We start from the raw sequence: 12,167 nt of genomic DNA on the forward strand, positions 1-12,167 counted from the left end.
ACACACCGGATTTCCATGAAAAAAACACGCGCTTTTTTAAAATGGGCCGGGGGAAAATACTCCCTGGTTGAAGAGATCGCCGAGCGTTTGCCAGCCGGGCGTGTGTTGCTGGAGCCCTTCGTCGGGGCCGGTTCTGTCTTCCTCAATACCGACTACGACGCCTATGTGCTCAATGACATCAATCCGGATCTGATCGCCCTCTATAACCATCTCAAAGAGACACCGGATCATTTCATCGACGAAGCGCGCAAGCTGTTTGTGGCCGAGCATAACCACAAGGCTGCCTACTACCGGCTGCGTACCCAGTTCAACCAGACCGATACCAGCTTCGAGCGCTCCCTGCTGTTCCTCTTCCTCAACCGCCACGGCTTCAATGGCCTGTGCCGTTACAACAAGAAGGGGGGATTCAACGTCCCGTTTGGTTCCTACAAAAAGCCCTACTTCCCGGAGAAGGAGCTGTGGGCCTTTGCCGAGAAGGCGCAGAAAGCGACCTTTATCTGCGAAAGCTACGCCGATGCCATCAAGCGGGCCGAAGAGGATTGGGTTATCTACTGCGATCCTCCCTATGCGCCGCTCTCGACCACGGCGAGCTTCACCACTTATGCAGCCGGCGGCTTTACGCTGGACGATCAGGCGGTACTTGCCCGTCTGGCGCGGCACACCGCGGCCCATAAGGGCGTGCCTGTTCTGATCAGCAATCACGACATCGAACTGACCCGCGAGCTCTATCGCGGCGCCCGTCTCGACGAGATCCTGGTCAAGCGCACCATCAGCCGCAACGGTGGCACCCGCAACAAGGTGGCCGAATTGCTGGCGCTCTATCCGCCCGGAATCGAACCGGAGCAGGGCTACTACCCCAGCGACAGCGAGCTGCTGCCGCTGAGCTAGCAACAAGACGGCACCTTCGGGGGCCGTTTTTGTTTGGCGAGCCGACCTGAATGGAAGCAGGGTAGGGGATTGCCCCATTTCTCCCGCTTTCGAGTCGTTTTCGCCTGCCATTTACGTTAAAATTGCGCCGCTTTTTCTCCCTGGCTGCCAATGGATGATGCTGATGAAAGACTTTCTGATTGCCCCCTCGATCCTCTCTGCCGATTTTGCCCGTCTGGGTGACGACGTAGCCAAGGTACTGGCTGCCGGTGCCGACGTGGTTCACTTCGACGTGATGGACAACCACTATGTCCCCAACCTGACCATTGGCCCCATGGTCTGTCAGGCGCTGCGTGACTTTGGTATCGAGGCCCCCATCGACGTGCATCTGATGGTCAAGCCGGTAGATCGCATCATTCCTGATTTTGCCAAGGCGGGTGCTTCCCTTATCACCTTCCATCCGGAAGCATCCGACCACGTCGACCGTTCTCTGGGCCTGATCAAGGAGATGGGCTGCCAGGCGGGTCTGGTGCTCAATCCGGCTACCTCGCTCTCCTGCCTCGAGTATGTGATGGACAAGCTGGACGTGATCCTGCTGATGTCGGTCAACCCGGGCTTCGGTGGCCAGAGCTTCATCCCCGGCACCCTCGACAAGCTGCGTCAGGTACGTCGCCTGATCGACGAGAGCGGCCGTGACATTCGCCTCGAGATCGATGGTGGGGTCAAGGTCGACAATATCCGTGAAATCGCTGAAGCGGGTGCCGACATGTTCGTCGCCGGCTCTGCCATCTTCGGCAAGCCCGATTACAAAGCGGTGATCGACCAGATGCGTGCGGAGCTGGCTCATGTCAAACGCTGAGCGCGCATTTGACCTGGTGCTGTTCGATCTGGACGGCACCCTGATCGACAGCGCCGCCCAACTGGCGCTGGCTGTCAATCTGACTCTGGCTGATCTGGGTCTGGAACAAGCTGATGAAGCGGTTATCCGTACCTGGGTCGGCAATGGTGCCGACAAGCTGATCCAGCGGGCCCTTGCCTATCGCGAGGCCGACCCCGAGCTGTTTGCCAAGGCCCGTCCGATCTTTTTCCAGCACTACAACGCCTGTTTGCTGCAGGGATTGGCCATGTATGATGGGGTTGACCGGAGTCTGCGCCGCCTGCAAACCCTGGGTTACAAGCAGGCGATCGTCACCAACAAGCCGAGCGATTTCGTGGCCCCTATCCTCGATGCTCTTGGCATCAGCGATTGCTTCGCGCTCTGGCTCGGTGGCAACTGCGTGCCGGTCAAGAAGCCGAGTCCGGAACCCTTGCTGCACGCCTGCCTGGAGCTGGGAGTGAGTCCGGCTCGTACCCTGATGGTGGGTGACTCCGAAAATGATGTGCTGGCTGCCAAAGCGGCCGGCATGAAGGTGGTGGGGCTCACCTACGGTTACAACTATGGCCGCCCCATTGCCGACTCCCGGCCCGACTGGGTGTTCGAACACTTTTCCCAGCTCGATGCGCTGCTGAGCTAAGCGCGCCGCCGGACTGGCTGAATTACAAGGATTACTACTCTCATGACCAAACCAATCGTATTGAGCGGGGCGCAGCCCTCCGGTCAGCTGACCATCGGCAACTACATGGGCGCACTGCGTCAGTGGGTCAACATGCAAGATGAGTACGACTGCCTCTACTGCATCGTCGACCTGCATGCCATCACCACCCGCCAGGATCCGGTTGCCCTGCGCAAGGCCTGCCTCGATGCGGCTGCCCTCTATCTGGCGGTCGGTATCGATCCCAAGAAGAGCACCGTTTTCATCCAGTCTCACGTGCCGCAGCACGCCGAGCTGGGCTGGATCCTCAACTGCTACACCCAGATGGGTGAGCTGTCGCGCATGACCCAGTTCAAGGACAAGTCCGCCCGTTTCGAGAACAACGTCAACGTTGGCCTGTTCGGTTATCCGGTGCTGATGGCAGCCGATATCCTGCTCTATCAGGCCAATCAGGTTCCGGTCGGCAACGACCAGAAGCAGCATCTCGAGCTGACCCGCGATATCTGCACCCGTTTTAACAACCTCTATGGTGAGGTGTTCACCATGCCTGAGCCCTTCATTCCGACCGAAGGGGCGCGAGTGATGAGCCTGCAGGATCCGACCAAGAAGATGTCCAAGTCGGATGACAACGAGGCCAACTTCATCGGCCTGCTGGAAGATCCCAAGCAGATCGTCAAGAAAATCAAGCGTGCGGTGACCGACTCCGATGATCCGGCCGTGGTGCGTTTTGATCCGGAAAATAAACCGGGCGTCTCCAACCTGCTGACCCTGATGTCCGGTGTGACCGGCCGCACCATCCCCGAGCTGGAGCTGCATTTTGAAGGCAAAATGTACGGTCACCTCAAGACCGAAACCGCCGAGGCGGTTGTCGCGCTGCTGGAGCCGATTCAGGCCCGTTTCAATGAGCTGCGTCAGGATGAGGCCCATCTGATTGCGATTTTGGCCGAAGGGGCACAAAAGGCGCGTGAAAGGGCTGAAAAAACTTTGACCAGCGTATATGATGTAGTCGGCTTCGTTCCTCGAGCCTGACATACTGGGAAGGTGTAGTAGAAGAGAGCTGGGTATTTGCCTGGCTTTCTTTATTTTCCCCAGCTCTATTTTTGTTTGATTTTATTATTCCAACCCGGGATATATCCCCAAGAGTACCCATGTCTGTTCAACCGAATATTTCAATTGAAGAGCTGAGTGACAAAGGTCACTGGCTGCGCAAGTTTCGCAAGGCGAAAAACCTCAATACCCTGCAGTTGATGGTCTCCAATGCCATCGACAAGCATCACAAGACCGCTGCCATTGCTGCCGCCATCTATCTGGCCGAATGTCAGCGTGAGCGGGAAATGGAGCAGGGTCGTTTTCTCGATCGTTAATTCTCCGCTGCTGGTTATCTCATGTTGCTGTTAATTGATAACTACGACTCCTTTACCTGGAATCTGGTGCAATATTTTGGCGCGCTGGGTCAGGAGGTAGAGGTCAGACGCAATGATGAACTGACGCTGACCGATATCGAGCAGTTATCTCCCCGTTTTCTGGTTATCTCTCCCGGCCCCTGTACTCCCAACGAGGCAGGTATCTCTCTCGACGCCATCACCCATTTCGCTGGCAAGCTGCCCATTCTCGGCGTCTGCCTTGGTCATCAGTCGCTGGCGCAGGCGTTTGGTGCCCGCGTGGTTCGCGCACGTCAGGTAATGCACGGTAAGACCTCCCTCATCCGTCATCGCGGCGAAGGGGTATTCTGCGGTCTCAAGGATCCCTTGCGGGTGACCCGATATCATTCGCTGGTGGTGGAGCGCGAGACGCTGCCCGACTGCTTCGAGATCACCGCCTGGAGCGAGCATGCCGATGGCTCATTCGACGAGATCATGGGGCTGCGTCACAAGACGCTCAACATCGAGGGGGTGCAGTTCCATCCGGAGAGTATTTTGAGCGAGCAGGGTCATTTGTTACTGGCCAATTTTCTGACCCGTTCATAAAAAGTTGTGACCGCCTTCTCAATATCGAGAGAAGGCAAAAAAAATTTCTCTGACACTTTATTCACCCCCTCTCCTGCCCAAATTATCTCTTGCCAAGCCCCCCTGAGTCGTTATGCAATGCGGTTGCCTAAAATATCAGGGGCAGTCGAACATTGTTCCTTACAGGCCCTCTTGTTACAGACTTTTTACTTTATTTCTGTGATAATCCCGTCACGTTTACACGGATTTAACTTTTGGGCGGTGGATTATTCTGTCGCCGAATCGAAGGAGAGCTATATGTCAGAGTTGTTGGCAGTGACACGTGAAGTGTTTGATGAAGTGATGGTTCCCAACTATGCGCCGGCCAAGATCATCCCGGTGCGTGGCGAAGGATCACGTGTCTGGGATCAGGATGGTCGCGAGTATATCGACTTTGCCGGGGGCATCGCCGTAAACGGCCTTGGCCACTGCCATCCCAAGCTGGTCGAGGCCCTGAAAAGCCAGGGCGAGAAGCTGTGGCACCTCTCCAACGTGATGACCAACGAGCCGGCCCTGCGTCTGGCCAAGAAGCTGGTCGCCGCCACCTTTGCCGACAAGGTCTACTTCTGCAACTCCGGCGCCGAGGCCAACGAGGCCGCCCTCAAGCTGGCTCGTCGCTACGCCATCGAAAAGTTCGGTGAGCAGAAGACCCAGATCATCGCCTTCAATCAGGGCTTCCACGGTCGCACCTTCTTTACCGTCAGCGTCGGCGGTCAGGCTGCCTACTCCGATGGTTTCGGGCCCAAGCCCGGTGACATCACTCACGTCCCCTATAACGATCTGGCCGCGCTGGCTGACGTGATCTCCGATAACACCTGCGCCGTGGTGATGGAGCCGCTGCAGGGGGAGGGGGGCATCATTCGTCCCACCGACGAGTTTGCCAAAGGGGTGCGCGAGCTGTGCGACAAGCACAATGCCCTGCTCATCTATGACGAAGTGCAGTCTGGTGTCGGTCGTACCGGTGAGCTCTACGCCTATATGGGGCTTGGCGTCACGCCGGACATCCTCACCAGCGCCAAGGCACTGGGTGGCGGTTTCCCCATCGGCGCCATGCTGACTACCAACGAAATCGCCTCTTACCTGAAAGTGGGCACTCACGGCTCTACTTACGGTGGCAACCCGCTGGCCTGTGCGGTGGCGGAAGCAGTGATCGATGTGATCAACACCCCGGAGGTGCTGGCGGGTATCAAGCAACGCGAGCAGCTGTTCCGTGATGGGCTTGAAGCCATCAATGCCAAGTACCACTGCTTTAGCGAAATTCGCGGCAAGGGGCTGCTGCTGGGCGCCGCTCTGAGCGAAGAGTACAAGGGGCGCTCGCGCGACTTCCTGCTGGCCTCCATCGATCAGGGGCTGATGGCGCTGGTTGCCGGCACCAACGTGGTCCGTTTTGCTCCTTCGCTGGTGATCCCGGAAGCGGACATCAAGGAGGGGCTGGCCCGCTTCGAGAAGGCGGTCGCCCAGGTGGTTAACGCCTGATCCAAATTGAGGTGGGGAGCCCTCCCGGCAGGAGCCGGGACCCCACCTGACGTCAATGAAAGGGAGTTGTCATTTATGTTGGTTATCCGTCCCATCGAGCAAAAAGATTTTGCCGGGCTCAAGACCTGCGCCATCGAGTCCGGCACCGGCATGACCTCGTTGCCCGTCAACGATGAGCTGCTGCAGCGCAAGATCGATGCTTCCACCCAGACTTTTTCCGACAAGCCGGCCGGCAAGGGGGACTGCCTCTACTTCTTCGTGGCCGAGGATCTCGAGACCGGCGAGATGGTAGGGACCTGCGCCATCGATGCGGCTGTTGGTCTCTCCCAGCCGTTTTACAACTACCACATCGGCAAGGTGGTGCACTCTTCGCCCAAACTCGGTATCTACAATGTGGTCGAGACGCTGACTCTCTCCAATGACTACACCGGCAATACAGAGCTTTGCACCCTGTTCCTGCGCGAATGCGCTCGCGAGGGGCTCAATGGCCGCCTGCTCTCCAAGCACCGCTTCCTGTTTATGGCCGAGCACCCCGAGCTGTTTGACGAAACCGTCTTTGCCGAGATGCGCGGCGTCTCGGATGGCAATGGCCACAGCCCCTTCTACGAGTGGTTGCAGACCCACTTCTTCTCGATGGACTTTCCCACCGTCGACTATCTGACCGGGATCGGCAAGAAGCGCTTCATCGCCGAGCTGATGCCCAAGTACCCCATCTACGTCAACTTGCTGAGCAAGGAGGCGCGCGCCGTCATCGGCCAGACCCACGAGAAGACCCGTCCGGCCATCAAGATGCTGCAGGACGAGGGATTCGTGAATCGCGGCTATGTCGATATCTTCGATGCGGGGCCGGCGGTCGAGTGCGAGTTGAAGAACATCCGCAGCGTGCGTCGCAGCCAGAAACTGCGGGTGCTGATCGGCGAGCCCATCGGCGGCCGCACCCATCTGCTTTGCAACAGCCGTTTCGAACAGTACCGCGCCTGCTACGGCAATATCCGGGTCGATCTCGACAAGCATGAGGCCATCATTCCGCCCAAGATGGCGGCGGCACTCAAGGTGCAGGATGGCGACATGGTGCGGGTAGTCGACCTCGACTGAGGCAGACAGGACAAGCAAATTGATTATCAAGCAGGCAGCCGAGGCTGCCTGTCAGCGACAGGGAGTGAATGGATGAGCCAGTTAGTGCAATTTATCGACGGTCAGTGGCTTGCCGGTGAAGGCAAGCCGTTCGAGTCACGGGATCCGGCCAAAAACGAGGTGATCTGGCAGGGCGCTGCCGCCAGTGAGGCTCAGGTCGATGCGGCCGTCAAGGCTGCCCGCGCCGCCTTCTACCACTGGTCTGATATGGATCTCGAGGATCGCCTGACCATAGTGCGTCGCTATGCCGACCTGCTGGGTGAGCACAAGGAGGCGTTGGCGCTGACTATCGCCCGCGAAACCGGCAAACCGCTGTGGGAGACCCGCACCGAAGTGGCCGCCATGCAGGGCAAGATCGCCATCTCCATCCGCGCCCATGACGAGCGCACCGGTACGGTGGAAAACCCCATGCCGGGCGCCAAGGCGTTTGTCCGTCACAAGCCCCACGGTGTGGTGGCGGTGTTCGGCCCCTACAACTTCCCGGGCCATCTGCCCAACGGCCATATCGTGCCGGCTCTGATCGCGGGCAATGCCGTGGTGTTCAAACCCTCCGAGCTGACACCCATGGTGGCGGAAGCCATGCTCAAGGTGTGGCAGGAGGCGGGGCTGCCCAAAGGGGTCATCAATCTGGTGCAAGGGGAGGTCGAGACCGGTAAGGCGCTGGCGGGCAACCCCGATATCGACGGCCTCTTCTTTACCGGTTCATCCCGTACCGGTCATTTCCTCCATCAGCAGTTTGCCGGCCAGCCGGGCAAAATTCTGGCCCTCGAGATGGGTGGCAACAACCCGCTGATCGTGAAAGAGGTGAGCGACATCGACGGTGCCGTCCATGCCATCGTCCAGTCGGCGTTTATTACCTCCGGTCAGCGCTGCACCTGCTCGCGTCGCCTGTTTGTCGAGCGCGGCGAGCGTGGCGATGCCCTGGTCAAGCGACTGGTCGAGGTGGTCGGCAAGATCAAGGTCGGCCTCTACGACTCCGCCGAACAGCCGTTTATGGGGGCGATGATCAGCGAGAAAGCGGCGATTGGCATGGTCGAAGCGCAGGCCAACCTGCAACAGCTGGGCGGCGAGAGCCTGCAGGTGCTTGAGCACCTGAAAGCGGGCACCGGCTTTGTCTCCCCGGGCATCATCGACGTGACTGCGGTCAGCGCGTTGCCGGACGAAGAGTACTTCGGCCCGCTGCTGCAGCTCATTCGCTATGACGATTTCGATGCGGCCATCGATCTGGCCAATGCCACTCGCTACGGCCTCTCGGCCGGTCTGCTGGGTGACAAGGAGGCGGACTGGAATCACTTCTTCAAGCGGATCCGCGCTGGCATCGTCAACTGGAACAAGCCCATTACCGGTGCTTCCAGTGCCGCGCCGTTTGGCGGTATCGGCGCTTCCGGCAACCACAGGGCGAGCGCCTACTACGCTGCTGACTACTGTGCTTATCCTGTTGCATCCGTCGAGGATAGCAAAGCGGCAATGCCGGAGCAGCTGTCTCCCGGTCTGAGCTTCTGACAATAACAAAACGGGGCATCCGGCGGGTGCCCCAACCTGTACCCGCAATCAAAGGAAAGAGAGATGCAAAAGGATATCGACACCCTGTTCAGTCATCTGTGGGACAACTACATCAAGGTGACGCCGAGCGCCCTTAAAGTGCATGCCCTGCTGGGGGGCGGTGAGCCCATCATCAACGACCACATCGCCTTTCGGACCTACAACCTGCCCAAACTGGGGTTGGAGAAGCTGGCCGCCCACTTTCTGGCGCTGGGTTACGAGCAGAAGGGGGAGTATGTGTTCAAGGCGAAGAAGCTCAACGCCAAACACTTCGAGCACAAGGATCCCGATGCTCCCAAGGTGTTTATCAGCGAGCTGAAGGTCGAAGAGCTCTCCGCAGGCGCGCAGGCCATCATCCACAAGCTGGCGGATCAGGTGCCCGAGCATCTGACCGATACACCGGCATTTCTCTACGCTGGTGCCCCCTGGCAGGTCTCTTACGCCGACTACCAGACCCTGCTGGCGGAGAGCGAGTATGCGGCCTGGATGGCAGCCTGGGGTTATCGTGCCAACCACTTCACGGTCAATATCAACAAGTTGAAGGACTTCGATACCATCGAGCAGGTCAATGCGGCACTGAAGGCTGCAGGTTTTGTCCTCAACAGCGTGGGTGGCGAGGTGAAGGGAGATCCGCAGGTCATGCTGGAGCAATCCTCCACCATGGCCGACAAGGCGGATGTGCCGTTCAGCGATGGGGTGCGCACCATCCCGAGCTGCTTCTATGAATTCGCCCTGCGCTACCCGCAGCCAGATGGCGTGCTCTATCCGGGCTTCGTCGAGGCGTCGGCCGACAAGATCTTCGAATCGACCAACGCCATGTAAAGGTCGGTGACCGGCACGGGTTGTGCCGAGCCACTTGGCATGAAAACGCCTCCACTGTGGAGGCGTTTTGTTTGCTGTTGGTGGCGGCTCCCTCTCCGGTTATCAATGACTTAAGAGGAGAGGGGGGATGGGGTTTGTTGGTGTTTGGTGTGGCCGAATTGTTGATAAAAATGTGAACGAGATCACTCGATACGCCACAGATTGACGCAGGCAAGCGGGCAAAAAGGAGTAGAATGACGCTTTATTTTTGCGGGGCCAATCGATGCCTAACTATCACTTTTTCAAGCAAGGTCAGTCGCTTACCTATCTCGATGCGAATGCACCCAGCTATAGCGATGAGCGTCGACATCTGGTTGCGCAGGGTTTTGCTGCCATTGCTGCGCCCACCTTTGCGGATAGTCCGAGCAAGGCGCTGGAGTTGCTGTGCGCTCATCAGAAGCAGCATGAGTTGCATGCCGATGGCTTTACTCTCACGGTGTCTGAAGTACCCGCATCTGCGGCCTCCCTCTCGGGCAAATAGGTCGGGCAAACAGGCGCCAGCCAGTTACGAGTCGGGGAGCTGACAGGCTCCCCGAAAATGATTGCAGTTGTAACCCTGGCACGGTGGCGATATCCCTGTTATCTCGGGTGCCACTCTCCCTCAAGCACCAGCACGGTATCCATACCTGCCGCCTTGCCAGCCTCAAGCCCGATCTGGGTATCTTCAAACACCAGACAGTTGGCCGGATTGGCCCCCAGCTGTTCGGCCACCTGCAAGAAGGTGTCCGGGTGCGGCTTGTGGTTGATGACGTCATCGGCGCTCACCACCACAGAGATATAGGCGTCGAGACCGGTACTCTTCAGGATCGACTCCGCCTGATTGCGCGGTGAACCGGTACCAATCCCCATTGGCACCTTGCCGTGGTAGTGCCTGACCAGCTCCCACATCCGGGGGAAGACGCTGACCTTGTCGATATGCTCCATGTAGAGGGCAATCTTGCGGCGGGCAAAGGCGTCGGTGTCTACCTCCAGTCCCTGCTGCTCGGCCAGCATGGCGATGATCTTGCGAGTCGGAATGCCGCCGTACTGGTAGAGCTGCTCCCGCTTGAAGGGGATGCCGAATTCGGCGCAGGTAAGCTCCCAGGCATCGAGGTGGAGGGGCATGGAATCAACCAGAGTGCCATCCATATCGAAAATCAGGGCATCGTAGTGATCAAACCGGTACTGCTCGCTCATGGGGACTCCTTGGCTAAATAGGGCAGGCTAGCAGATCGGGGACCTGGATTGTGGGATCGGCCTCATGGTTGAGGATGGCCGGCCGTGGTTTTTTCTCTCTCTTGCTGATTTGTGAGACAATAATTCGCTCAATGCCGGATCCTTTGGCATATCAGATTAGCGAGTCCTCGTATGTCCCCGAAAACCATCTTCTCGAGTGTGGCGCTGGTGATCGCACTGGGATCACTGGAAAAAAGCATCGTCACTACCCCGCTGCCCATGATTGGCGCCGAACTGCATGCCGGTGGCGCCCTCACCTGGGTGGTCACCGCCTACCTGCTGGCGGCCACCGCCGTGTTGCCCCTCTACGGCAAGCTGAGCGATCTCTTTGGTCGGGTGCGGATGCTCAATATCGGCATCGGCCTGTTTCTGGCAGGCTCGGTGGCCTGCGCCCTCTCCCAGGATCTGCAGACCCTGCTGGCAGCGCGGGTGCTGCAAGGGCTGGGGGGCGGCGGTCTGATTGCCCTCGCGTTTACCGTGATTGCCGACACCATTCCGCCACGGGAGGTGGGCAAATATCAGGGCTACATTTCGGCGGTCTATGCGGTCTCCAGTATCGCAGGCCCCTTGCTTGGCGGCTACTTCACCGAGCAACTCAGCTGGCGCTGGATCTTCTGGATCAATCTGCCGCTCGGGGCGCTGGCTGTCTTTCTCATCAACCGCAACCTCAAGCAGCTCAACGTGCGTCGCCACAGTCGCTTCGACTGGAAGGGGGCGGGTCTGCTGATTACCGTCACCACGCTCACCCTGTTGCTGCTCTCGCCGGAGGCGGCGCTGCCCGCCGTCTGGCTCTCGGCGGCGCTGGGCGTTGCATTGCTGCTGCTGATTCTGATTGAGCGGCGTGCCCACGACCCCATATTGCCTGCCCATCTGGCCCGGTTACCCGGCTATCTGGTGAGCGTGCTGCTGGTGATGCTCTCCCAGTTGCTGATGTTTGCCGTGCTGGTCTATCTGCCGTTGCAGATGCAGTGGCAAAAGGGGATGAGCGCCAGCGAGAGCGGCACAATCATGGTTATCTTCATGATTTGCATCACTGCCGGCGCCTTTGTCGGCGGCAAGCTGATTGGCCGTACCGGCCACTACAAGAGCTTTGTCGCGGTGGGCTTTGGCCTCGCGGCGGTGGCGCTGTGGCAGATCCACTTCGATGCCTGGGTCAGACTGGCGCTCGGGTTTGCCGGTATCGGTCTGGGTCTGGTGCTGCCCGCACTCTCGGTAGTAGTGCAAAATGCCCTGCCACGGCAGGATCGCGGCATCGGCATGTCGCTGTTCAACTTCGGGCGGGAGCTCGGCGGTGCCGTCGGCGTGGCCATCTGCTCCATGCTGTTTCACTTCCGCCTGCCAGCCGGTAGTGATGGCGATCTGAGCCGGCTCGCCCCCGATCTGCTGGCCCCGGGCTTCAGCGCGACCTATATTGGCATGGCACTGATCGCCACGCTGGCGCTGCTCATCACATTGCTGGCGTTGAAGCGCCACGAGCTGGCCTCCATCAGTGCCTGATCAGGCCTGCGCCGACATTGGCTCACCATAGATAGCATCAGGGCTCCCCGCGGGGAGC

Annotated in this window: 13 protein-coding genes; 12 read left to right on the plus strand and 1 reads right to left on the minus strand. The window is 58.9% G+C overall.

The window, feature by feature from the left end:
• Positions 1–15: 15 nt before the first annotated feature.
• The 11 genes from BS300_RS12390 to BS300_RS12440 all read left to right on the plus strand — a co-directional run bounded on the left by BS300_RS12390 (position 16) and on the right by BS300_RS12440 (position 9,878).
• Complete coding sequence (locus tag BS300_RS12390; protein ID WP_033113856.1) at positions 16–888, plus strand: Dam family site-specific DNA-(adenine-N6)-methyltransferase; 873 nt, start codon at positions 16–18, stop codon at positions 886–888.
• Positions 889–1,051: 163 nt separating this feature from the next.
• The gene (rpe, locus tag BS300_RS12395; protein WP_041210023.1) at positions 1,052–1,726 is read left to right on the plus strand and encodes a ribulose-phosphate 3-epimerase; all 675 of its coding nucleotides are present in this window, start codon (positions 1,052–1,054) and stop codon (positions 1,724–1,726) included.
• Entirely contained in the window at positions 1,713–2,381 is a 669-nt protein-coding gene (locus tag BS300_RS12400) for a phosphoglycolate phosphatase (RefSeq protein ID WP_071913108.1), read from the plus strand. The genes rpe and BS300_RS12400 overlap by 14 nt, the downstream gene beginning before the upstream one ends.
• 42 nt (positions 2,382–2,423) lie before the next feature.
• Positions 2,424–3,428 carry a tryptophan--tRNA ligase gene (gene trpS / locus BS300_RS12405; RefSeq protein WP_071913109.1) on the plus strand — a complete coding sequence of 335 codons (1,005 nt, stop codon included), beginning with the start codon at positions 2,424–2,426 and terminating at the stop codon, positions 3,426–3,428.
• A 119-nt stretch (positions 3,429–3,547) separates the two neighbouring features.
• Entirely contained in the window at positions 3,548–3,763 is a 216-nt protein-coding gene (locus BS300_RS12410; RefSeq protein ID WP_019446358.1) for a hypothetical protein, read from the plus strand.
• A gap of 21 nt (positions 3,764–3,784) precedes the next feature.
• Positions 3,785–4,366 (plus strand): aminodeoxychorismate synthase component II, encoded by a 582-nt coding sequence (locus BS300_RS12415; protein ID WP_071913110.1) that lies wholly within the window; start codon positions 3,785–3,787, stop codon positions 4,364–4,366.
• A 276-nt stretch (positions 4,367–4,642) separates the two neighbouring features.
• Positions 4,643–5,860 (plus strand): aspartate aminotransferase family protein, encoded by a 1,218-nt coding sequence (locus BS300_RS12420; protein ID WP_071913112.1) that lies wholly within the window; start codon positions 4,643–4,645, stop codon positions 5,858–5,860.
• Between the two features lie 75 nt (positions 5,861–5,935).
• Positions 5,936–6,955, plus strand: coding sequence for an arginine N-succinyltransferase (gene astA / locus BS300_RS12425; RefSeq protein ID WP_019446361.1), 1,020 nt, complete (start codon positions 5,936–5,938; stop codon positions 6,953–6,955).
• A gap of 72 nt (positions 6,956–7,027) precedes the next feature.
• Entirely contained in the window at positions 7,028–8,497 is a 1,470-nt protein-coding gene (gene astD / locus BS300_RS12430; RefSeq protein WP_071913114.1) for a succinylglutamate-semialdehyde dehydrogenase, read from the plus strand.
• A 63-nt stretch (positions 8,498–8,560) separates the two neighbouring features.
• A complete protein-coding gene (locus BS300_RS12435; RefSeq protein WP_071913116.1) occupies positions 8,561–9,358 on the plus strand; it encodes a DUF1338 domain-containing protein in 798 nt (265 codons plus the stop codon).
• 262 nt (positions 9,359–9,620) lie between these two features.
• Positions 9,621–9,878: a hypothetical protein gene (locus tag BS300_RS12440; RefSeq protein WP_042029754.1), complete on the plus strand. Its 258-nt coding sequence runs from the start codon at positions 9,621–9,623 to the stop codon at positions 9,876–9,878.
• A gap of 98 nt (positions 9,879–9,976) precedes the next feature.
• Here the strand turns inward: BS300_RS12440 and BS300_RS12445 are convergent, their stop codons facing one another.
• Positions 9,977–10,573 carry a beta-phosphoglucomutase family hydrolase gene (locus BS300_RS12445; protein WP_041210029.1) on the minus strand — a complete coding sequence of 199 codons (597 nt, stop codon included), beginning with the start codon at positions 10,571–10,573 and terminating at the stop codon, positions 9,977–9,979.
• Positions 10,574–10,744: 171 nt separating this feature from the next.
• On the opposite strand from BS300_RS12445, the gene BS300_RS12450 reads away from it, so the two are divergent.
• Complete coding sequence (locus tag BS300_RS12450) at positions 10,745–12,109, plus strand: MDR family MFS transporter (protein WP_071913118.1); 1,365 nt, start codon at positions 10,745–10,747, stop codon at positions 12,107–12,109.
• The last annotated feature ends 58 nt before the right edge of the window (positions 12,110–12,167 follow it).

It is taken from the genome of Aeromonas sp. SCS5 (genome assembly GCF_001887375.1).
Lineage (GTDB): Bacteria > Pseudomonadota > Gammaproteobacteria > Enterobacterales > Aeromonadaceae > Aeromonas > Aeromonas jandaei.